The 22,355-nt window shown below is 71.0% G+C and carries 18 protein-coding genes and 3 tRNA genes; 17 read left to right on the plus strand and 4 right to left on the minus strand.

Annotation, left to right across the window (positions count from 1 at the left end):
- Positions 1–81 precede the first annotated feature (81 nt).
- The 5 genes from serA to cimA all read left to right on the plus strand — a co-directional run bounded on the left by serA (position 82) and on the right by cimA (position 8,039).
- Positions 82–1,671: a phosphoglycerate dehydrogenase gene (serA, locus tag NOSIN_RS00800; RefSeq protein WP_077688896.1), complete on the plus strand. Its 1,590-nt coding sequence runs from the start codon at positions 82–84 to the stop codon at positions 1,669–1,671.
- 924 nt (positions 1,672–2,595) lie between these two features.
- Positions 2,596–3,660, plus strand: a complete 1,065-nt coding sequence (locus tag NOSIN_RS00805; RefSeq protein ID WP_077688897.1) for a 3-isopropylmalate dehydrogenase — start codon at positions 2,596–2,598, stop codon at positions 3,658–3,660.
- Between the two features lie 214 nt (positions 3,661–3,874).
- Positions 3,875–4,990, plus strand: a complete 1,116-nt coding sequence (locus NOSIN_RS00810; RefSeq protein WP_077688898.1) for a branched-chain amino acid aminotransferase — start codon at positions 3,875–3,877, stop codon at positions 4,988–4,990.
- 146 nt (positions 4,991–5,136) lie between these two features.
- Positions 5,137–6,222 (plus strand): TSUP family transporter, encoded by a 1,086-nt coding sequence (locus tag NOSIN_RS00815; RefSeq protein WP_227014742.1) that lies wholly within the window; start codon positions 5,137–5,139, stop codon positions 6,220–6,222.
- A 206-nt stretch (positions 6,223–6,428) separates the two neighbouring features.
- Positions 6,429–8,039, plus strand: coding sequence for a citramalate synthase (gene cimA, locus NOSIN_RS00820; RefSeq protein ID WP_077688900.1), 1,611 nt, complete (start codon positions 6,429–6,431; stop codon positions 8,037–8,039).
- Positions 8,040–8,237: 198 nt separating this feature from the next.
- Here the strand turns inward: cimA and NOSIN_RS00825 are convergent, their stop codons facing one another.
- Both NOSIN_RS00825 and NOSIN_RS00830 read right to left on the minus strand, forming a co-directional pair.
- Entirely contained in the window at positions 8,238–9,797 is a 1,560-nt protein-coding gene (locus NOSIN_RS00825) for a carbamoyltransferase C-terminal domain-containing protein (protein WP_077688901.1), read from the minus strand.
- A 177-nt stretch (positions 9,798–9,974) separates the two neighbouring features.
- Positions 9,975–10,763 carry a DUF3152 domain-containing protein gene (locus tag NOSIN_RS00830; protein ID WP_077688902.1) on the minus strand — a complete coding sequence of 263 codons (789 nt, stop codon included), beginning with the start codon at positions 10,761–10,763 and terminating at the stop codon, positions 9,975–9,977.
- A 343-nt stretch (positions 10,764–11,106) separates the two neighbouring features.
- On the opposite strand from NOSIN_RS00830, the gene NOSIN_RS00835 reads away from it, so the two are divergent.
- The 8 genes from NOSIN_RS00835 to NOSIN_RS00870 all read left to right on the plus strand — a co-directional run bounded on the left by NOSIN_RS00835 (position 11,107) and on the right by NOSIN_RS00870 (position 16,738).
- Entirely contained in the window at positions 11,107–11,907 is an 801-nt protein-coding gene (locus NOSIN_RS00835; RefSeq protein WP_077688903.1) for a fumarylacetoacetate hydrolase family protein, read from the plus strand.
- Positions 11,908–12,004: 97 nt separating this feature from the next.
- Positions 12,005–13,039, plus strand: coding sequence for a GDSL-type esterase/lipase family protein (locus tag NOSIN_RS00840; protein ID WP_077693327.1), 1,035 nt, complete (start codon positions 12,005–12,007; stop codon positions 13,037–13,039).
- 76 nt (positions 13,040–13,115) lie between these two features.
- On the plus strand, positions 13,116–14,561 hold the full coding sequence (gene gltX, locus NOSIN_RS00845; protein WP_077688904.1) for a glutamate--tRNA ligase: 1,446 nt from the start codon (positions 13,116–13,118) through the stop codon (positions 14,559–14,561).
- A gap of 144 nt (positions 14,562–14,705) precedes the next feature.
- Positions 14,706–14,777, plus strand: a tRNA-Gln gene (locus NOSIN_RS00850).
- A gap of 51 nt (positions 14,778–14,828) precedes the next feature.
- Positions 14,829–14,901 (plus strand) — tRNA-Glu (locus tag NOSIN_RS00855).
- Positions 14,902–15,018: 117 nt separating this feature from the next.
- Positions 15,019–15,094 (plus strand) — tRNA-Glu (locus tag NOSIN_RS00860).
- Between the two features lie 276 nt (positions 15,095–15,370).
- Positions 15,371–15,634: a hypothetical protein gene (locus NOSIN_RS00865; RefSeq protein WP_077688905.1), complete on the plus strand. Its 264-nt coding sequence runs from the start codon at positions 15,371–15,373 to the stop codon at positions 15,632–15,634.
- 177 nt (positions 15,635–15,811) lie between these two features.
- Positions 15,812–16,738 (plus strand): helix-turn-helix transcriptional regulator, encoded by a 927-nt coding sequence (locus NOSIN_RS00870; protein ID WP_077688906.1) that lies wholly within the window; start codon positions 15,812–15,814, stop codon positions 16,736–16,738.
- Positions 16,739–16,767: 29 nt separating this feature from the next.
- Here the strand turns inward: NOSIN_RS00870 and NOSIN_RS00875 are convergent, their stop codons facing one another.
- The gene (locus tag NOSIN_RS00875; protein ID WP_077688907.1) at positions 16,768–17,454 is read right to left on the minus strand and encodes an IclR family transcriptional regulator; all 687 of its coding nucleotides are present in this window, start codon (positions 17,452–17,454) and stop codon (positions 16,768–16,770) included.
- 152 nt (positions 17,455–17,606) lie between these two features.
- Here NOSIN_RS00875 and leuC point away from each other — a divergent pair, with 152 nt between their 5' ends.
- The 3 genes from leuC to NOSIN_RS00890 all read left to right on the plus strand — a co-directional run bounded on the left by leuC (position 17,607) and on the right by NOSIN_RS00890 (position 20,277).
- Positions 17,607–19,013 (plus strand): 3-isopropylmalate dehydratase large subunit, encoded by a 1,407-nt coding sequence (gene leuC, locus NOSIN_RS00880; RefSeq protein WP_077688908.1) that lies wholly within the window; start codon positions 17,607–17,609, stop codon positions 19,011–19,013.
- Positions 19,014–19,036: 23 nt separating this feature from the next.
- A complete protein-coding gene (gene leuD / locus NOSIN_RS00885) occupies positions 19,037–19,633 on the plus strand; it encodes a 3-isopropylmalate dehydratase small subunit (protein ID WP_077688909.1) in 597 nt (198 codons plus the stop codon).
- Positions 19,634–19,995: 362 nt separating this feature from the next.
- The gene (locus NOSIN_RS00890; protein WP_017576946.1) at positions 19,996–20,277 is read left to right on the plus strand and encodes an HU family DNA-binding protein; all 282 of its coding nucleotides are present in this window, start codon (positions 19,996–19,998) and stop codon (positions 20,275–20,277) included.
- 268 nt (positions 20,278–20,545) lie between these two features.
- Here the strand turns inward: NOSIN_RS00890 and cofC are convergent, their stop codons facing one another.
- Complete coding sequence (gene cofC, locus NOSIN_RS00895) at positions 20,546–21,238, minus strand: 2-phospho-L-lactate guanylyltransferase (protein ID WP_171986542.1); 693 nt, start codon at positions 21,236–21,238, stop codon at positions 20,546–20,548.
- Between the two features lie 234 nt (positions 21,239–21,472).
- On the opposite strand from cofC, the gene NOSIN_RS00900 reads away from it, so the two are divergent.
- On the plus strand, positions 21,473–22,351 hold the full coding sequence (locus NOSIN_RS00900) for a lysophospholipid acyltransferase family protein (RefSeq protein WP_077688910.1): 879 nt from the start codon (positions 21,473–21,475) through the stop codon (positions 22,349–22,351).
- The last annotated feature ends 4 nt before the right edge of the window (positions 22,352–22,355 follow it).

A 22,355-nucleotide genomic window follows, 5' to 3' on the forward strand; every position in this document is an offset into this window, starting at 1 on the left:
CTTCAGACCGGCCGTCACCCCCGATCCGGGCAGTGCCCATCACCTGCGCGATCGGGTCGCACCACCCGAAAAGGAACCGTTGTGCCCAAACCCGCCGTACTCGTAGCGGAAAAGCTCTCGCCCGCCGGAATCGCGCTGCTCGAGGATGACTTCGAGGTGCGCCACGTCGATGGCGCCGACCGCTCCGAGCTCCTCCCCGCCCTCGCCGACGTCGACGCCCTCATCGTGCGCAGCGCGACCCAGGTGGACGCCGAGGCGCTGGCCGCGGCCTCCCGCCTGCAGGTGGTCGCCCGGGCCGGTGTCGGTCTGGACAACGTGGACGTGGACGCCGCCACCAAGGCCGGCGTCCTGGTGGTCAACGCCCCGACCTCCAACATCATCAGCGCCGCCGAGCAGGCCATCAACCTGCTGCTGGCCAGCGCCCGCAACACCGCCCCGGCGCACAACGCGCTCATCAACGGCGAGTGGAAGCGGTCCAAGTACACCGGCGTCGAGCTGTACGAGAAGACCGTCGGCGTGGTCGGCCTCGGCCGCATCGGCGCCCTGGTCGCGCAGCGCCTCTCGGCCTTCGGCACCAGGGTCATCGCCTACGACCCCTTCGTGCAGCCCGCCCGCGCGGCCCAGATCGGCGTGGAGATGACCACGCTGGACGAGCTGCTGGAGCGCTCGGACTTCATCACCATCCACCTGCCCAAGAACAAGGACACGCTGGGCCTGATCGGTGACGAGGCCCTGAACAAGGTCAAGCCCAACGTGCGGATCATCAACGCCGCGCGCGGCGGCATCCTCGACGAGGACGCGCTCTACCGGGCCCTCAAGGACGGCCGTGTGGCCGGCGCGGGTATCGACGTGTTCGCCAAGGAGCCGTGCACCGACAGCCCGCTCTTCGAGTTCGAGAACGTCGTGGTCGCCCCCCACCTGGGCGCCAGCACCGCCGAGGCCCAGGAGAAGGCGGGTACCCAGGTCGCCCGCTCGGTCAAGCTGGCCCTGTCGGGCGAGTTCGTCCCGGACGCGGTGAACGTCCAGGGCACGGGTGTGGCCGAGGAGATCAAGCCCGGCCTGCCGCTGACCGAGAAGCTCGGCCGCGTGTTCACCTCGCTCGCGGGCACGATCGCCAGCCGCATCAACGTCGAGGTGCGCGGCGAGATCGCCTCCCACGACGTCAAGGTCCTGGAGCTGGCCGCCCTCAAGGGCGTCTTCGCCGACGTGGTCGAGGACACCGTGACCTTCGTCAACGCCCCGCTGCTCGCCAAGGAGCGCGGTGTGGAGGTCAACCTCGTCACCAGCGACGACAGCAGTGACTGGCGCAACCTCATCACGGTCGGCGGCGTGCTCGCCGACGGCACCCGCGTGTCGGTCTCGGGCACCCTGACCGGTCCCCGCCAGGTCGAGAAGCTGGTGGAGATCAACAACTACACCATGGAGATCGGCCTGGCCGAGCACATGGTGTTCCTGTCCTACGAGGACCGCCCCGGCGTCGTCGGCAAGGTCGGCGCCCTGCTCGGCGACGCGGGCGTCAACATCGCGGGCATGCAGGTCATCCGGGACGAGGAGGGCGGCAAGGCGCTGATCGCGCTCACCGTGGACTCCGCCGTGCCCGAGGAGATCCTCAACTCGATCTCCGGCGAGATCGAGGCCGACATCAACCGCCAGATCGACCTGGAGGACTAGGGACCGGGGCTTGACCGGAAGCGCCGCGGGTGTGGACCACGAGGTCCACGCCGGGTCGACCGCGTACTCGTAGCGGGCCGGAGCGCCGGACCACGCCGTAGGTACGAGATCACGCAGCAGGACGCCGACGCCGGAGCGCGGGGCTCCGGACGCCTTCCGAGACCGCTCGGGGCCGCACGCGCGCCGTCTCCACCACACCGGTGGAGGCGGCGCGGTGCGGCCCCCTCGTGTTTCCCGGGAAGGGCGGCCCGGGCCGATCCGGCCGGGCCGGGCCCGCCGCCCGGGCGGTCCGGGCGACCCGTGTGGGCTCCGACCAGGGGAGACACGCACTGGTCTCACATGGTGAGAAATCCTGGTCATATAGTTGGACATCCGATATTCTGAAGTCCTAGGAGTCAGCGGCACGCGGAACACCGTCCGATGCCGCCGCCCGGCGCCGCACCCGCCCCGACCGGGGCCCGTGCCGGCGTCCTACGGCAGACGATCCCGCCTGGGCGGGGCTCCTTCCTCCGTGGACACCGTCGCCCACGTTCCGCGCTCCACCTCCGTCCGGCTCCATCCGCCCCGGGCCCGGTGGGGCACATCGCGTAGAGCATCAGCACCCGTGGCCGAGCCGTTCCCGGAACCGGTCACGCAACGCATCCGGAGGAACCGCATGTACGACATGACCGAGTACCCGTCCACGTCCGACTCCCAGGACGAGATCAACCGAGCCCTGCAGGACGCGCTCAACCGCCGAGCCTGAGACGGCCCGCCCGGGAGGGGAGGGGCCCCGGCGGACCGCCGGAGACCCGTGGGCCGCCTCGGGTCCACGGGGTGACGGCAGTCCGCCGGGGCGATAGGGTTGTCTCACCCAGTGCTCATCCTGGTCTCACTATTCGAGAAGAAGCCGGTGGGGCCGTGTCCGAATCAGAGGCAGTCCGTATGGCAGCGCGCACCGTGAAACTGGCGGTCATTCCCGGCGACGGGATCGGCCCCGAGGTCATCGCCGAGGGCCTCAAGGTGCTGGAGGTCGCGGCCTCCCAGCACGACCTCGCCATCGAGACCACCGAGTACGAGCTTGGCGCCAAGCTCTGGCACCGCACCGGTGAGACCCTGCCCGACTCGGTCGAGACCGAGCTGGCCGGACACGAGGCCGTCTACCTGGGCGCCGTCGGCGACCCGTCGGTGCCCAGCGGCGTGCTGGAGCGCGGCCTGCTGCTGCGCCTGCGCTTCGACTTCGACCACCACGTCAACCTGCGGCCGGTCCGCCTCTACCCGGGTGTGGACAGTCCCCTGGCGGGCGTGGGCCCCGAGGACATCGACATGCTGGTGGTCCGCGAGGGCACCGAGGGCCCCTACGCCGGCGCCGGGGGCGTCCTGCGCAAGGGCACTCCGCACGAGATCGCCACCCAGGACAGCGTCAACACCCGCTTCGGTGTCGAGCGCGTCGTCCGCTACGCCTTCGACAAGGCCGCAGCGCGCCCGCGCAGGAAGCTCACCCTGGTGCACAAGGACAACGTCCTGAGCTTCGCCGGAGAGCTGTGGCAGCGCGTGGTCCGCGAGGTCGGCGCCGAGTACCCGCAGGTCGCCGTGGACTACTGCCACGTCGACGCCGCGTCGATGTTCTTCGTCAACCAGCCCGCCCGCTTCGACGTGGTGGTCACCGACAACCTCTTCGGCGACATCATCACCGACATCGGCGCCGCCATCGCCGGCGGCATCGGACTGGCCGCCAGCGGGAACATCAACCCCGGCCGTGACTTCCCCAGCATGTTCGAGCCCGTCCACGGCTCCGCGCCCGACATCGCGGGCCAGGGCAAGGCCGACCCCACCGCCACGGTGCTCTCGGCCGTCACCATGCTGGACCACCTCGGCGTGCCCGAGGCGGCCCGCCGGATCGAGGACGCGGTCGCCGCGGACCTCAAGACCCGCGCGCAGAGCGGCGCGGTCCGCTCCACCTCCCAGATCGGCGACGACCTCGCCGCGCGAGTAGCCGAGCAGGGCTGAGGCCACACGCCGGAAGCCCTGCCCTCTTCTTTTCCGAGGCGCGGCCGACGGCCCCACCGAACCACCGCCGACGGGCGCGCCTGGAGAACCGGGCGCGCCCGTCGCCGCTTCGTGTGCGGTGCTCCTGCCCTGGCAACGGGTGCGCTCTTCCGCCAGACTAGATTCCAGGTCGGCGATGCTGCCGACCTGATGCACCCGAGAGGACCACCGACACATGAACAACGACACCACCACAAGCGGGTTGGCGTTCGAGATCCAGCTCTCCGACACGCGGAAGACCCCGCAGGAGCGAGAGGCACTGCTGGAGAACCCGGGGTTCGGCCAGGTGTTCACCGACCACATGGTGAGCATCCGCTACACCGAGGGGAAGGGGTGGCACGACGCGAAGCTGGAGCCGTACGGCCCGCTGAGCCTGGACCCGGCCACCGCCGCCCTGCACTACGCCCAGGAGATCTTCGAGGGCCTCAAGGCCTACCGGCACCCCGACGGCTCGCTCGCCTCCTTCAGGCCGGAGGCCAACGCGGCCCGCTTCAACCGCAGCGCGGCGCGCATGGCGATGCCCGAGCTTCCCGAGGAGCTCTTCCTCAGGTCCATCGAGCTCCTCGTGGAGCACGACGGCGACTGGGTCCCCGGCAAGGAGGGCTTCAGCCTGTACCTGCGCCCGTTCATGATCGCCACGGACGTCGGCCTCGGCGTCAACCACCCGTCCCGCTCCTACGTCTACCTGTTGATCGCCTCGCCGGTCGGCTCCTACTTCTCGGGCGGCGTCAAGCCGGTGACGGTGTGGCTGTCCAAGGACTACACGCGCGCCGCGCCGGGCGGCACGGGCGCGGCCAAGTTCGCGGGCAACTACGCGGCCAGCTTCCTGGCCCAGGCCCAGGCCGTCGAGAAGGGCTGCGACCAGGTGGTCTGGCTCGACGCCCGCGAGCACCGCTGGGTCGAGGAGATGGGCGGCATGAACCTGTGGTTCGTGTTCGGCTCGGGTGAGGACGCGCGGCTGCGCACACCCGCGCTGACCGGGACGCTGCTGCCGGGCATCACCCGCGAGTCGCTGCTGACCCTGGCCCCCGACCTGGGCATCCCGGCCGAGGAGGCGTCGATCTCCACCGACGAGTGGCGCGAGGCCGCCGAGTCCGGTGAGATCACCGAGGTGTTCGCCTGCGGCACCGCGGCCGTGATCACCCCCGTCGGCCACGTCAAGAGCGACGACGGCGAGTTCACCATCGGCGACGGCACCCCGGGCCCGGTCGCCATGCGCCTGCGCGAGGAGCTGGTGGGCCTGCAGACGGGCCTGCGCGCCGACAAGTACGGCTGGATCACCAGGTTCTAGGGTGATCCGGCGGGCCGCCCGGACGGGATCCGGGCGGCCCGCCCTGTTGTGCGCGGACCGCAGAGCAGGAGTGGTCGCCGCCTTCCGGCGCGTGCGACCTTCGTGCCATGAGAAAAGACGGCAGACGCCTCCTCCGGAGGCCCCGTATGCTCGCCGTCAACGCTCTGGTCGGACTCCTGGTGTGGGCCGTGTGGGCGTTCGTGTGGGGGGCCCGGTACCTCGACGCCCTGGCCGACCACTGGGCTGTAGCGCTGACGATGGTCTTCGGGTCACTCGTCGGCGGAGGGACGAGCGAGGGAGGCGGGGCGATCGCCTTCCCCGTGCTGACCAAGGTGCTGGACGTACCCGCCGACCGGGCCCGGGTCTTCACCTTCGCGATCCAGTCGCTCGGCATGGGCGCCGCGTCCCTCTCGATCCTGGGCTCCAGGGTGCCCGTCGAAGGGCGGGTGATCCTGTACGGCTCCTCCGCCGGGGTGGTCGGCGTCCTCACCAGCGTCGTCCTCATCGCGCCCCTGGTGCCGCTGCCGACGGTCCGTGCCCTGTTCACCATGCTGCTGGTCGCCCTGGCGATCGCCCTGGCGCTGCAACTGCGCCAGCGGGGGTACCGGCGTCACCCCCGCGTCCCCCGCTGGGGAGCGCGCGAGGTGTTGCTGGTCAGTGGTTTCGGCCTCGCGGGGGGCCTGCTCAGCGGTGTGGCCGGGGTGGGCGAGAACTGCGTGATGTTCCTCCTGCTGGTCCTGCTCTTCCGCGTCTCCGAGAAGGTGGCGACACCGACCACGGTGGTCATGATGACCGTGGTGTCGATCGCGGCCTTCCTCGCCCATGCCTTCGTCGTCGGGGACTTCACGGGGCCGGTCCGCGACTACTGGATCGCCTCCGTGCCGGTCGTCGTGGTGGGGGCACCGCTCGGGGCCTGGATCTGCACTCGGCTCACACCACTCACCATCCGTGTGCTCCTCTTCGCTCTGATCGGAACCGAGTTCGTGAGCACGCTGCTGTTCGTTCCGTTCACCCCAGGGATAGCCCTGGTCAGCGGAGGGGTCCTCATCGCCCTCACACTGCTCTCGGTCGCGTTCGTCCGGACGACGCGTTACGCCTGCCCCGGCGCAGGGGTTCGCGGTGCCCCCGACGCGGTACCGATCCCGGTGGCCACCTCCGTCCCGGGTGTGTCACCCCGGGCCCCCGGCGGAGCAGCGGATATGTCCGGTGTGAGGAATTCGTATCTCGAATGATGGGACAATCGGCCGTTGAGCACCGGAGACTCCGCCACCGTGTGGCACACTGACCTCATGCCGTCTCAGGTTCTCATTATCGTGAGGCGCGCTGGCTGACCATCGGACCTCGCCAGCGCGCTGACCTCTCGTGTCCACGAGGGGTCTTTTTTGTTGGCGGGGACCGGTCGGCCACACCACAGCATCCACCTTCGGGAGTTCCACCCATGAGGGACGACAGTTTCCACGTCTTCGACACCACGCTGCGCGACGGGGCCCAGCGCGAGGGGATCAACCTGCGGGTCTCCGACAAGCTGGCCATCGCGAAGCTGCTGGACGAGTTCGGGGTGGCGTTCATCGAGGGAGGGTGGCCGGGGTCGAACCCCAAGGACACCGAGTTCTTCCAGCGCGCTTCACGAGAGCTGACGCTGGAACACGCGCGACTCACCGCGTTCGGCGCGACCCGCCGTGCCGGTGTGAGGGCCGCCGACGACCCACAGGTGGCCGCCCTGCGCGACAGCGGCGCGTCGGTCGTCACCCTTGTCGCCAAGAGTGACGACCGGCACGTCGAACGCGCACTGCGCACGACCCTCGACGAGAACCTCGCCATGATCTCCGACACGGTGTCCCACCTGTGTGAACACGGCCAGCGCGTGTTCGTGGACTGCGAGCACTTCTTCGACGGATACCACCACAACCCCGACCACGCGCTCGACGTGGTCCGCACCGCCGCCGGGGCCGGGGCCGACGTCGTCGTCCTGTGCGACACCAACGGCGGCATGCTCCCCGCCGACGTCGCCCGAGTCGTCACCGAGGTCCGCGAGGCCACCGGCGCGCGCCTGGGCATCCACGCCCAGGACGACACCGGCTGCGCCGTCGCCAACACCCTCGCCGCCGTCGACGCGGGCGCCACCCACGTGCAGTGCACCGCCAACGGGTACGGCGAGCGGGTGGGCAACGCCAACCTGTTCTCCGTGGTCGGCGCGCTCACCCTCAAGCGCGGCCAGGAGGTCCTGCCCGAGGGCTGCCTGGCCGAGATGACCCGCGTGGCCACCGCCATCGCCGAGATCGTCAACCTCGCCCCCGACACCCACCAGCCCTACGTGGGGGTGTCGGCCTTCGCCCACAAGGCCGGACTGCACGCCTCGGCCATCAAGGTCGACCCCGACCTGTACCAGCACACCGACCCCGGGCTGGTCGGCAACACCATGCGCATGCTCGTCTCGGACATGGCCGGGCGCGCCTCCATCGAGCTCAAGGCCCAGGAGCTGGGCCTGGACCTGTCCGGGGACCGGGCCCTGTCGGGGCGGGTCGTGGAGCGGGTCAAGGGCCTGGAGCTGTCGGGCTACAGCTTCGAGGCCGCCGACGCCTCCCTGGAACTGCTGCTGCGCGAGGAGCTGGGCCGGCCGGTCCGCTACTTCGACACCGAGTCCTGGCGGGTCATCACCGAGCGCCGTCCCCGCAGCGGCTCCAGCCCCCTGTCCAACGACTACGAGAGCGGCACCGAGGCCACCGTCAAGCTGCGGGTCAAGGGCGAGCGCGTGATCGCCACCGCGGAGGGCAACGGCCCGGTGAACGCGCTGGACCGGGCACTGCGCAACTCCATGGAGGGGGTCTACACCGCGCTGGCCGGACTGGAGCTGACGGACTACAAGGTCCGCATCCTGGAGGGCACCTCCGGTACCAACGCCATCACACGCATCCTCATCACCTTCGGCGACGGGACGGGGGAGTGGACCACGGTCGGTGTGGGCCCCAACGTCATCGACGCGTCGTGGGTCGCGCTCGAACAGGCCGTCACCTACGGGCTGCTCCGGCAGGGCTACCCGCAGAGCTGACGGGGGAGCGCGGATCCCCCTCCACCGGGACGGGAGAGGGGCGCGGGAGCGGTGACGGCACCGCCTCCGCGCCCCCCGCCCGCGTTCGTTCGTGCGCGTCACCTGACGCGCTTGGACAGGACCTCCAGCAGATGGTCCTCGTCCATCCGGGAGCGGTCACCGATCCCCGCCCCGGCGGCCCCGGCGTCCGGGAGCCGCTCAGGCCCCGCGCCGACGGAACCAGACGTCGTCCACGACCATGTCGTCCAACCCGTGCGCCTCACAGAAGTCCACCAGGTCGGACATCCGGTTGACGAACCCGCGCGCCTTGAAGTTCAGGGACGTGTTGCACAGCATCCCGACACCGTGGCGGTCGGCGAAGGCCGACAGCAGCGCGTGCAGCGGCGGGTTCTGCGCCGGCTCCACGGTCTGGGCGCGCGCGGACCCGTCCACGTGCGTGACCGCCGCGAAGTCGGACGAGCGCAGGGTGCGGAAGTAGAGCATGTGGGGGTCGGGGAAGTCCTCCCCGAACACCTTGCCGACGTCCTCGATCCTGCAACAGGGGGCGATGGGCCGGTAGTCCTCGCGCTTCTTGATCGTGTTGAGCCGGTCGCGGGTGGCGGCCGCGAACGGCTCGGCCAGGATCGACCTGTGGCCCAGAGCCCGGGGCCCGATCTCCCAGCGGCCCTGCACCCACGCCACGACGTGGCCCCCGCCGATCAGCCGGGAGAGCTCCCCGTGGTCCAGGGGCAGGCGCTCCCACCGGCCCGGGTCCGGCTCGGCGTCCCGGACGAACTCCAGGCCGCTGTCCGCCTCCCAGTCGACGAACGGGTCGCCCGTCATCGCGTACTGGGCGTCGATCGCCGTGCCTATCGCCGAACCGGAGTCGTTGGTGCACGGGGGCACGAACACCGAGGAGAAGAACGACGACCGGCGCCACAGCGTGTTCCAGTCGCAGTTGAGGCCGCATCCCCCCGCGATGCGCAGCGGGAGCCCGGGGGGCAGGTGGCGTTCGGCCGCCTCGGCGAACACCTCGAAGATACGCCGGTTCAGCAGCGCTGCCGCGTTCACGGCCTCCGGAGCGGTCACGCCCGTGTTGTGGAACGGCGCGTCGCGGAACAGGTCCTTGGGCGCGGGGTAGATCGTGTCGACGTCGAGGACGCGCTCCACGGCCTCCGCGGTCCGGGCGTCGGCGGCGTCGGCGTCGCCGTAGGAGGCCAGGGCCATGAGCTTGCCGCTGAAGTCCAGGTCGGGCACCGCGCCGGAGCCGGGAAAGGTCGGGTCGGCGATCGCGAACAGGAAGGCGTAGCGCGCGCCCGGCTCCGAGAGCACGGGGATCTCACGGACCACGGTGAGGGAGCCGTCCAGCAGGTAGAAGGACCCGACGACGCCCTCCCAGACCAGTACGGCCTGCTGGGAGTGGTACTCGCGCGGCGCCATCCCCACGGCCGACATGATGTGGGAGCGCACGTGGGAGGAGGAGAAGTGGGTCACCTGCTCACCGAGGAACCGCATCTTCCTCAGCTCGGGCGGGGCCGTTCCGTCGTATCCGGCGCCGACCGGGCGGTGCGTGGCGCCCCCGGTCGCCTCCCAGCCGCCCAGGGCGACGACGTCGGGCATGCGGCCGACGCGTTCGGCCACGTCGAGGAAGGTCATCGGCGTGACCTCGGCGTGGCGGGGGAAGGAGTCCTTCTCCGATTCCAGCGACAGGACGAGTCTTCCGTCCTCGATGACGGCCAGCGAACCATCGTGGCCGGGTTTGATGCCCATCACCAGCATGCGCGGTCCCTCCTCGGCAGCACGGACCACCCGCGCGGCGGTCGGTATAGCTCCTTGTCCCCGTACCGCTACCCCGAGTGCCGGTGTTCAGGCCCGGTGGCCGGGCACTGAGCACGTGCGCGGTCCCGGTCGGCGCGAGTGCCGGGGCCGGTCCCGACGCCGCGGTTCCCGGGCGCGTCAGTTCTCGGAGTCGTTCTCCGGGTGGACCCAGCCGTTGCGCTCACAGCCCTGCAGGCTCAGGGTCTGCTGCTGCATCACCGGCGCCAGCTCGCCCTCGCCGGGGCAGTCGACGTGGCCGCGGCCCAGGGTGTGGCCCACCTCGTGGTTGATCAGGTAGATCCGGTAGGTCCTCAGGTCGCCCTCGAAGTGGGGGACACCCGACACCCAGCGGTTCTGGTTGATGATGGCCCGGTTGCCGTTGGCGCAGGACACGTACCCGTTGGTGTTCAGCGGGGCGCACAGCCGGTCCACGGTGTCCGGGGCGGCCAGCAGCACGCGGACGTCCGCGTCCTCGTCGTCCACACGCTGCACGGAGCGCTCGTCGTCGGCGCGCCAGCTGCGCGGGTCGCCCAGGATCTTCTCCACGGCGGCCGCGAAGTCCTCGGTCTCGCCGGGCAGCCCCTCCTCGACCTCCACGGCGAAGGTCGTCAGCGGGCCCTCGCCCATGACCTCGCTCTCACCCTCCACGACGCTGAGCTCGCCGTCGGCGCTGTCGACCTCCTCCTCCACCGAGCGGAGCAGGACCGGGGGCTTCTCCCCCGAGCCCTCTCCCGGGGCGGGGGAGGTGGTGCTCTCGGCCGACTGCTGTGTGCGCCGGTCGTCGGAGCTGTCGGGAACGCCGTCCCCGACGGGGCCGGAGGCCGAGGTCTCGACGGGATCGCCGGAGCCGGCCGGAGGCTCGGGCGCACTGACCATGAGCACGGCGGAGGCTCCGGACACCAGGCACAGTCCCAGCGCCAGCCCCATCGGGTACCGGCGTCGACGACGGTGCCGGGCACGGGGCCGGCCCGTGGGCGGAGTGGACGTGGGCACGAGGATCAACCCCTCAGCAGCGGATGACGGACCCAGCATGCCAGAGTCCGCCCCAAGGAAAAGCCAAGGCAGTGTCCAGGAAAGCCAGGTGTGGCAGGGCTTCGCCGCCTTGTGCCACATCAGAGGATTCAAGAGTATCCGTGTGCTCATGGGATGTCTTCGCGCATCCCGCGCGCCCCTTCGGAGCCTCCACACGACCGGTCGGCACCGTTGGCGCCCGCCGCGCCGATACCCTTCAGACGCAAGAGAGAGAACAGGGCTGCTGGGAGGCATACAGGTGCGCATCGCACGGTTCGCGGCCGGTGACGAGGTCGGGTTCGGCCTGGTCGAGACCGATTCGGACAGCGGGGAGGAGTTCGTCGCACGGCTGAGCGGACACCCCCTCCTCGGCGACATCAAGCTGACCGGCGAGCGGGCGAAGCTCTCCGACGTCCGCCTGTTGTCACCGGTACTGCCCACCAAGGTGGTCTGCGTCGGCAAGAACTACGCCGACCACGTCGCCGAGATGAAGGACGTCACGGGGGAGTCCACCGACGAGCCCGTGGTCTTCCTCAAGCCCTCCACCGCCGTGACCGGACCCCACGACGCCGTCTTCTACCCCGAGGCCTCCGAGCGGGTCGACTACGAGGGCGAGCTCGCCATCGTCATCGCCCGGCCCTGCCGGGAGGTGCCGCGCGAGCGCGCCAAGGACGTCATCCTCGGTTACACCGTGGCCAACGACGTCACCGCCCGCGACCTGCAGAAGAAGGACAAGCAGTGGACGCGGGCCAAGGGCTTCGACTCCTTCTGCCCCCTCGGACCCTGGATCACCACGGGCATGAGCATCGAGGAGGCGCAGGAGCTGGCCATCACCACCACCGTGGACGGCCAGACCCGGCAGGAAGGACGAACGTCACAGTTCATCCACGACATCCCGGACATCATCGCCCACGTCTCCTCCTTCATGACGCTGCTCCCGGGTGACGTGGTCCTCACCGGCACGCCCGCCGGTGTGGGGCCGGTCGAGATCGGACAGGAGGTCTCGGTGACGGTGGAGCGGCTGGGCACCATCAGCAACAGGGTGGTCGCCCGGGACTGAACCCGGGCCCGTGCGCGGCGTGAGGTCCGCGCCCGGACAGACCGCGGGACCGGCGGCGCCCGGCGCCGCCGGCCCCGCCGAAGAGCGGAGGAAGCACGTGACCATCCCCCGGCGCCGCCGTACCGGCCTCCTCGTGCTCGCCGGTGTGCTCTCCCTCGTGCTGGTGGCCGCGGGGTCCGTCTACTGGACGGCCGTGCGCGCTGAGGGCGGCCCCGACACCGAAGCGGAGGCACCCGTGAAAACGCACCGCATCATGCTGGCGGGCGACTCGATGACCCAGGGCGCCAACGGTGACCGGACCTGGCGCTACCACCTGTGGAACCACCTCTCCCCGCAGGTGGAGGGGGTGGACTTCGTCGGCCCCTACACCGATCCCGCCTCGCGGAACATGATCTTCCCGGTGCCCACCACCGAGCACGAGGAGGCGCCGAGCCCCTCCGAGGACCCCGCCGAGGGCTACCAGGAGGACGGCGCGGCCGACCCGTCGGCCGGCGGGCCGGAGCCCGGGGGCACGGTGCCGGCGGAGGGGCCGGAGGGGCCGGGGGACGTCGTCTGGCCCGGCACGGACGGAGACCCGGACACCGCGGAGTACCGCGACCCCGACTTCGACCAGCAGCACAACGCCCTGTGGGGGCGCACCCTGCGCGACGCCGCCGCCTCCATCCAGGAGGAGGTCCGCGTCCACGAGCCCGACGTGCTGTGCGTCATGCTCGGCGTGAACGACCTGCTGTGGCCGGTCGGCGTGGACGAGATGGAGTACCGCCTGCGCGACTACGTGGAGTCGGCCCGCAAGGGCAACCCGAACCTGCGCGTGGTGCTGGCCGAGGCCCCGCCCATCGCCCTCGCCGACTCCGACGAGGGCTTCGCCCTGCGCCTGTACGCCTACAACATGCTGGTCCGCGAGGTCGCCGCCGACATGTCCACGGAGGAGTCGCCGGTGACCAGCCTGGACATCGCGGGCAGCGAGGACTGGGACGTGTCCGGCGACACCTATGACGGCACCCACCCCGACGCGGGGGGAGAGGTCAAGATCGCCGCCGCGTTCGCCGACGCCCTGGCGGCCGCGTACGGGATCGGTGAGCCCTATCCCCGTCCCCTGTCCTCGTCGCCGGCGGAGACCGCCGGAGGGTGAGGGGGCCGCGGCCGTGCGGGACGCGGGGACCAGCGGATTCCCACGGGGCCCCGCGCGGCGCGGATACCCTGGGCGCGTGACTGAGACTTCGATTCGTACCCGCTTCGCCCCGTCCCCCACGGGCATGTTCCACGTCGGTGGCGCGCGCTCCGCCCTCTTCAACTGGGCGCTGGCACAGCAGCGGCCCGAGGGCCGCATGGTGCTGCGCGTCGAGGACACCGACGCCGCCCGCAACCGTCCCGAGTGGACCGAGGGGATCGTCCGCGCGCTGGCCTGGCTCGGCATCGGCGAGGACGACCCGCACTTCGAGGGGCCCTACTTCCAGTCGGACTACGCCGACAAGCACCGGGAGACCGCGCAGGAGCTGCACAAGAGCGGCCGTGCCTACTACTGCGACTGCACCCGCGAGCAGGTGCAGGAGCGGCGCGACAACCCCAACCTGGGCTACGACGGCTTCTGCCGCGACCGCAACCTGGCGCCCGGCCCGGGCCGGGCGCTGCGCTTCCGGGTGCCCGAGGGCGGCCCCACGGTCGTGGACGACCGGATCCGCGGCCGGGTGGAGTTCGAGCACTCCGCCATCGAGGACTTCGTGATCGCCCGGGCCGACGGCTCGCCGCTGTTCGTCCTGGCCAATGTCGTCGACGACGTCGAGATGCGCATCACCCACGTCATCCGCGGCGAGGAGCACCTGTCCAACACCCCCAAGCAGCAGTTGCTGTGGGAGGCGCTGGACCTGGCCCCGCCGGTGTGGGCGCACCTTCCGGTCATCGTCAACGAGCAGCGCAAGAAGCTGTCCAAGCGCCGCGACAAGGTCGCCCTGGAGTCCTACCAGGAGGAGGGCTACCTGCCCGAGGCGATGGTCAACTACCTCATGCTGCTGGGCTGGGCGCCGGGCGACGACCGCGAGATCATGCCGTGGTCGCAGATGCAGCCGCTCTTCCGTGTCGAGGACGTCAACAGCTCCAGCGCCTTCTTCGACGAGAAGAAGCTGCGCGCCTTCAACGGTGAGTACATCCGCGCGCTCACCGTCGAGGAGTTCGTCGAGCGCTGCCGGCCGTGGCTGGCCGGCGACTCCGTCCCGTGGGACCCGGCCGACTACGACCCCGAGGTCTTCGCCGCCGTGGCCCCGCTCGCGCAGAGCCGTGTGGCGGTGCTCAGCGAGATCGTGCCGAACGTGGACTTCCTGTTCCTGAAGGAGCCCGTCGAGGACGAGAAGAGCTGGTCCAAGGCGATGAAGCCGGGCGTGGGCAGGGAGATGCTGCAGGCCGCCCTGGCCCGCTTCGCCGATCCCGGGCTGCCCTGGAACGCCGAAGCGCTCAAGGCCGCCACCGAGGAGGTCGGCGCGTCGCTGGGGCTGAAGCTGGGCAAGGCGCAGGCCCCCGTGCGCGTGGCGGTCACCGGCCGCACGGTCGGGCTGCCGCTGTTCGAGTCGCTGGAGCTGCTCGGACGCGAGCGCGTCCAGGCGCGGCTGGCGGCGGCCCTGGAGAAGCTGGGTACCGGGGAGGACGCGGCCGGGGCCTGAGCCCGGGAGCCCGCGCCGGGGTGGCCGGAACCACAGGCCGGCCACCCCGATTTCGATTCGCGACCACTCGGAATCTCCGCTAGAGTTATCCACGTCGCCGAGGGGGACAGGGAAGCGAAGAGCTACCAGGTCCTCCCAGAGCATTGGGCTATGGTGTAATCGGCAGCACGACTGATTCTGGTTCAGTTAGTCTAGGTTCGAGTCCTGGTAGCCCAGCGCATGTCCTCGGGAAGCTGTGGACATCACGGGCCGCGGGCCCGAAAATGCGCCCCCGTCGTCTAGTGGCCTAGGACGCCGCCCTCTCAAGGCGGTAACGGCGGTTCGAATCCGCTCGGGGGTACGCGCAGGGAGGAGCTCCCACTCATGTGGGGGCTTTCTTTCTGGCTGGTGCGTGCCACCGGTGTCCGGTTCGAGCGGGTATGCGACCGCACTTCGCTCAGACCGGTCCAGCAGTCCGGCCCCCGTCGTCTAGTGGCCTAGGACGCCGCCCTCTCAAGGCGGTAACGGCGGTTCGAATCCGCTCGGGGGTACCACGGCGAGGCTCCATCCTTCGGGATGGGGCCTTTTCGCTTTTCCCGCGCTTCCCGCCCTCCGCGCCGCGCGCCCCGCGCGACCTGTGCGTTTCGCGGGCCCCGGACGCCCCGTCCGCTCACGGAGGGCGGCCCCTTGGTGGTCCGGTCGCCCTTCTGGGATGCTGATGCGGACGATGCCTCGAGCCTTCCGTCCCGTCAGCACGTCTGGAGAGTGGGTGCAGCTGTGCCGGATGCCGGCTTTTGGCCCCGTGCCCGTCTCCCGTGGGGAGCGTGCGGGTGACGGGCAGGGAGATCAGCCCCGCGGACCATCCCGACAAGGGGATGCGGGAGCTGCTCAAGGAGCTGACGAAGTCGGGATGGGAGCTCCGCAAGGAGGGGCACTGGGGGCGGTTGTACTGCGACTGCGGATGCTCCGTGCTCCAGGTGGCCGGGACGCCCAGGAACGTCGTCAGGGAGGTCCGCCGTATCCGGCGGCAGACGAGGCGCTGTCCGCTGCCCGAGGACGACCCGCGCCGGGGGCCCCGCGACGCGCGCGGCTAGGTGCCGGCCGCGGGTGCGTGAGGCCGGGTTCGGAGCCGGGGGCGGGGACCGGTGGACCGTAAGGGTAGGCTCGACCGTGTTGACGTATGTCAACAGCGGATGTGATGCTGGATGTTCAGCGGACAAGGGGTTCGCGCGGGGCCGTGTACGTCGGCGCCGCGGAAGGAGGACCGCGCTGTGTACGAGTACGAGTACGAGTTCGTGTTCGTCCTGGACGGGATCTCCCTGGACGACCACGACGCTGTCCGCTCGCTCAGCGAGAACCTGGGAGCGCTCGTCTCGACCTTCCACGGTGTTCCCCGGATGTCCGTCTCCGGTGAGGGGAAGAGCGCCGTCGCCGCCGCGTTCGCGGTGGTGAAGCGCGCCTACGAGCTGGTCCCGTCCATGAGGATCGTCCGGCTCGACCGGGACATGGTCGGAGTCTCCGACATCGCCGAGCTCACCGGGCGGACACGGCAGAACGTCACCCAGTGGGTCCACGGTCAACGGCATGACGGCGTGCCCTTCCCGCGTCCCGAGACGGTGGTGGGGCGCTCACTCGCCTGGTTGTGGCCCGAGGTCAACGAGTGGCTGCGCGGGCTCGACCTCGACGACGGCCTGAACTGGCCCACCCGCGACGAGATGACCGAGATCGACTGGGGCCTGAGGAACTTCAGGGCGATCCGGTTGAACCTGGTGCTCCACTCCGACGGCGCGGACGTGCGGCGTATAGCGAGGCACCTGGCGGAGCACGCCCGCACGAACCCGGAGTTCATCCGCTACCTCCTCGTGAACCCGCAGGTGTGCGACGCGGGCGGGAAGTACACGGTCTTTGTGTGCTCGCCGAGGAACGAGGCCGTCGAGGTGTTCCGCCGGCTGGACTCCTTCCCGCACCCGGTCGTGCTCGCCACGGTGAGCGGCAAGCGGATCCACGCCTTCGTCATGGAGGGCGACGAGGACGAGGGCGGGGAGACCACCGAGCTCGTGCCCGGGATGACCGTGCGCGACTGGCTGGGGATGATCGCCCTGTCGCCCGGGCGCGGGTTCACCGTCGCGCGGCGGGGCGGGACGGCGGGGGCCGCGACGATCGCGGCGAGGTCGCCGATGGACCTGGTCGGCGCCTGACCGCCGGCCCGGGGCCCACGGGCGCCTCCTCAGCGGGCGCCCTCGTAGGTGTGCAGGGACTCGCTGATCTTCTCCGCCGCCGACAGCACCGCCTGTGAGTGGATGCGCCCGGGGGAGCGGGTCAGCCGCTCGATGGGCCCGGACACCGACACGGCGGCGATCACGCGCCCGCCGGGGCCGGACACCGGCGCCGACACCGACGCCACGCCCTGCTCGCGCTCGGCCACGCTCTGGGCCCACCGGCGGCGGCGCACCTGGGCCAGGCTGGCCGCGGTGAAGCGGGCCCCCACCAGGGAGCGGCGGATCCGGTCGGAGTCCTCCCAGGCGAGCAGAACCTGGGCGGCCGAACCGGCGTTCATGGGCAGCTCGCTGCCGACCGGCACCGTGTCGCGCAGGCCGCTGCTGCGCTCGGAGGCGGCCACGCACACCCTCAGGTCGCCCTGGCGGCGGTAGAGCTGCGCGCTCTCCCCGGTCAGGTCCCGCAGCTGCACCAGGACGGGAGCGGCCACGGCCAGCAGCCGGTCCTCGCCTGTGGCGATGGAGAGCTCGCCCAGGCGCGGGCCCAGGACGAAGCGGCCCTGACTGTCGCGGGTGACCATGCGGTGCCGTTCGAGTGCCACGGCCAGGCGGTGGGCCGTGGGCCGGGCCAGACCGGTGATCTGTACCAACCGGGCCAGGGACGCGGGTCCCGACTCCAGGGCGTCGAGAACGGACATTGTCTTGTCCAGAACACCAACGCCGCTGGATGAGCTAGAGTTGTCCATGGCTTGATATTGCCGTCTCGAAATATGGAATGCAAGTCGAGCCGCAGTCCGCGCGGGGCACCACACGAGACGCGCCCGAGATGACACGAGAGAGGCGACCGCCCATGGCACGCACGATGGCCGAGAAGGTCTGGGAGGAGCACGTCGTCCGACGTGCCGACGGCGAGCCGGACCTGCTCTACATCGACCTTCACCTCGTCCACGAGGTGACCAGCCCCCAGGCCTTCGAGGGGCTGCGCCTGGCAGGCAGGTCCGTGCGCCGGCCGGACCTCACCATCGCCACCGAGGACCACAACGTCCCCACCCAGGACCTGCTCGCCCCCATCGCCGACCCCGTCTCCCGCAAACAGGTCGAGACGCTGCGCAAGAACTGCTCCGACTTCGGTGTGCGCCTGCACCCGATGGGCGACATCGACCAGGGCGTCGTGCACGTGGTCGGCCCCCAGCTGGGCCTGACCCAGCCCGGTATGACCGTCGTCTGCGGTGACAGCCACACCAGCACCCACGGGGCGTTCGGCGCCCTGGCCTTCGGTATCGGCACCAGCCAGGTCGAGCACGTCCTGGCCACCCAGACCCTGACGATGGCCCCCTTCAAGACCATGTCCGTCACCGTCGACGGGACGCTCAGGCCGGGTGTGTCGGCCAAGGACATCATCCTCGCGGTCATCGCCAAGATCGGCACCGGCGGCGGCCAGGGCTACGTCATCGAGTACCGGGGCGAGGTCATCGAGGCCCTGTCCATGGAAGCCCGTATGACGGTGTGCAACATGTCCATCGAGGCGGGTGCCCGGGCCGGCATGATCGCGCCGGACCAGACCACGTTCGACTACATCGAGGGCCGTCCCCACGCGCCCAAGGGCGCGGACTTCGACGCCGCCGTCGAGCACTGGAAGAGCCTGCGCACCGACGAGGGCGCGGTCTTCGACGCCGAGGTCGTCCTGGACGCCGACGAGCTCAGCCCGTTCGTCACCTGGGGCACCAACCCCGGCCAGGGCGTGCCGCTGGACGGCTCCGTGCCCGACCCCGCCTCCTACGAGGACCCCTCCGCCCGCGCCGCCGCCGAGAAGGCCCTGGCCTACATGGACCTCAAGGCGGGGACGCCGATGCGCGAGGTGAGGGTGGACACCGTCTTCCTCGGCTCGTGCACCAACGGACGCATCGAGGACCTGCGGACCGCCGCGGAGATCATCCGCGGCCGCAGGGTCGCCGAGGGCGTGCGCATGCTCGTCGTCCCGGGCTCCATGCGGGTCAAGGAGCAGGCCAACGAGGAGGGCCTGGGCAGGGTCTTCGAGGAGGCCGGGGCGGAGTGGCGCGAGGCGGGCTGCTCGATGTGCCTGGGCATGAACCCCGACCAGCTCAAGCCCGGCGAGCGCAGCGCCTCCACCTCCAACCGCAACTTCGAGGGCCGCCAGGGCCGCGGCGGCCGCACCCACCTGGTGTCGCCGCAGGTCGCCGCCGCCACCGCCGTGCGCGGAACGCTGTCCTCGCCCGCCGACCTGGTCGCCCAGTAGCGCGCACCCGTAAGGAGACTCCCATGGAGAAATTCGACGTCCACACCGGTCGGGCCGTGCCGCTGCGCGCCAGCAACGTCGACACCGACCAGATCATCCCGGCCGTCTACCTCAAGCGGGTCAGCCGGACCGGCTTCGAGGACGGCCTGTTCGCCGAGTGGCGCAAGTCCGACCCGGACTTCGTCCTCAACCGCCCCGAGTACCAGGACGCGTCCGTGCTGGTGGCCGGGCCGGACTTCGGCACGGGCTCCTCGCGCGAGCACGCCGTGTGGGCGCTGCAGGACCACGGCTTCAGGGTCGTGCTGTCCTCGCGCTTCGCCGACATCTTCCGCGGCAACGCGCTCAAGGGCGGCCTGCTGGCGGTCCTGCTGCCGCAGGAGGTCATCGACCGGCTGTGGGAGGCCGTGGAGGCCGACCCCGCCACCGAGGTCACCGTGGACCTGGTCGAGCGCGAGGTGCGCTCTCCCGCGGCGAACGTGCGGGAGCCCTTCGAGCTGGACGACTACACCCGGTGGCGGCTCCTGGAGGGTCTGGACGACATCGCGCTGACCCTGCGCCACACGGACGCCATCGGAGCCTTCGAGAGCACCCGCAAGTCCTGGCTGCCCGTGACCCTGTAGACACGGAAGGCGGGCACGGATCGGTTTCTGGGCCGGGGATTCAGTCCTGTGTGACGTAGGACACCCCCGGTCCAGAAATATTTTACCTTCACTTGGAGTGAGCACCTGCTTACGGGTCTTCTGTCCTTAAGCTCGATGTGTCCAGCGCCCGGAATCCGGTTATACGTAGGCATTTGAGGTTCACAGAAGGGGTCAAAAGGGACTGGAGTGGAAGGTGCTCCCGGTCCGGACCAGAGCTCCTCCGCGACTGCTCCGCAGGTGGGGACAGGCCTCGACACGCCTTGCCCGCAGGCGTTTGTATTTGTGTAAGGGCCTCTGTTTCCCCTAATTTCGTGCGAGCAAGGGGGAACCGGAGGAACCTTATGAACAAGCGTGACCTGATCGACGCGATCTCCGATCGTCTCGGAGACAAGAAGACCGCGACCGAAGCGGTCAACGCTGTGCTTGAAACCATCCAGACCACCGTGGCATCGGGTGACAAGGTCGCCATCACGGGTTTTGGAGTGTTCGAGAAGTCCGAGCGTGCGGCTCGTACCGCCCGCAATCCCGCCACCGGCGCCACCATCAACGTCCCCGCGAGCTTCGTACCGAAGTTCCGCGCCGGCGCTGACTTCAAGGCCCTGGTCAACGGCGACAAGAAGTAGCCCGCCACCGCACAGCGACGGGTCGAGTCCGCCCGGGTTCCCTCAGGGGGCCCGGGCGGAACCTTTTCGGGCAGGCGCCCGAGGCGCGAGAGGGCTCTCAGATGCCCGGAGCGCACCCATGGCCCCCTCAGCCGCCCTCCGTGAGGGAGGGGCGGTTCCGGGCCGGGAGAGCGCACTCCCGTGCCGTACAGGCCGAGACGGCCGGGGCCGCGGCCCGGATGCGGCCGCGCTGACACGGATACGGCCCCGGATACGGTCCCGAACGGGCTCAGGGCGTGTTCTGCGGGCACAGGCCCCCGCCCACCAGCTCCCACAGCTCCCGCGTCCGGGGGCCCACGCCCAGCGCCACCGCGGCGCGCAGGTCCTCGGGGGTGTCCACGTCGCGCCGCACCGAGGCCGCGCCCGGGACCACCAGCTCCCGGGTGCCCCCGGACAGGTGACGTGCGCGCGAGGCCCCCTCGAACGCCGGGGCGAGCGGATGCCCCGGTGCCGCGGCGAGCAGGGTCGTGCCCACCCCCGGTGCGTCCGGCAGGAAGGACCTGCCGTGCCCGGCCGCCGCCGCCAGGACCCGCTCCAGCTCCTCCGGGCGCAGCGCGGGCAGGTCCGCGGACAGGGCGCACACCCCCGAACCGGGCAGGCGCCGCCGTGCGACCGCAGCCCCGTGCGCCAACGCGGGGTTGAGCCCCGTGCCGGGCTCACCGCCCACCACCACCGCGCCCAGCTCGGCGAGTTCGGCGCCCGCACGCGGGTCCTCGGTCACCGCGAACACCGCCGAGACCCCGGGGCAGAGCAGCGCCGCGGAGACCGTGTCACAGGCGATGGCCAGCGCCAGGTCCTCGCGGCGGTCCCCCACGGCCGGGGCCAGCCGCGACTTGGCGCGGCTGAGGTGCTTGACTGGGACGATCAGGGACCAGCGCACCCCGAGGCGCGGCGCCCCGCCCCGTTCTCCGAAGCCGGTCACGGTTCCCCCGGGACATCGATACGGCTGTGACAGTGACGAGGGTAGGCGGTCGGGGTTCGCGCGGCGCGGGCGCTCCGGGGCGTGCCGGGATCCCGTCCCGCCGGACGGGGAGGCGCGGCGCGGGCGCCGCCCGAACGACGCACAGCAGGGCATACACCTGCGAACGCGCCCTAGACTGAACCGGTTGTGCTGCGAGGTCCGGACGGGCCCGGCAGTGATGGAGTGAGGAGTCCCGTGGCCAAGCAACGAGAATCGCGGTGGGTGAAGGCGGTCGTCTCCCGGGTCGTCCGGTTCGTCCTGTGGTTCGTCACCAAGCCGGACTGGAAGGGCACCGAGCACGTCCCGGAGCGGGGCGGGGTGATCATCGCCGCCAACCACCTGTCGCTGGTGGATCCTCTGACGGTCGCCCACTTCCTCTACATCGGCGCCCGGCGCTGGCCGACCTTCACGATGAAGGACTCGGTCATGCGCATCCCCGTGGTGAGCGCGGTGGCCAGGAGCACGGGCCAGATCCCCGTCAAGCGAGGCAGCACCGACGCGGTCAAGGCACTCCAGGAGGCCGAGCTGGCGCTCACCCGCGACGAGGCCTCGGTGATCTTCTACCCCGAGGGCACCTGCACCCGGGACCCGGACCTGTGGCCGATGACCGCCAAGACCGGTGTGGCGCGCCTGGCGCTCACCACGGGCGTGCCGGTCGTGCCGGTGGCGCACTGGGGCGACCAGAACATCCTGCCCTACGGTTCCAAGAAGCCCAGCCTGTTCCCCCGCAAGCGCCTGGAGTTCAGGGCCGGTCCGCCGGTGGACCTGGCGCGCTTCCGGGACCAGCCGCTGACCGGGTCGGTCCTCAAGGAGGCCACCGAGGTGATCATGGCCGACATCACGGCCCTGCAGGCGCAGATCCGCGGCGAGGAGCCGCCCGCGGTCCCCTACGACCTCAAGCGGGCGCGTGCCGAGGCCTCCGAGGCCAAGCGGGCGGAGCACCGGGTCGGCGGCGCGGGGGAGCGGCCCGCCGAGGACGGCGGGGAGACCGGCGGGGCCGTCGACGGCACGGCGCCGGCCGACGGCCGGTCCGGACCGGACGGCGAGAACGGAAAGAGCAGCACGGGGGCATGACGCA

The sequence above is a fragment of the Nocardiopsis sinuspersici genome (assembly GCF_001998325.1).
Classification (GTDB): domain Bacteria; phylum Actinomycetota; class Actinomycetes; order Streptosporangiales; family Streptosporangiaceae; genus Nocardiopsis; species Nocardiopsis sinuspersici.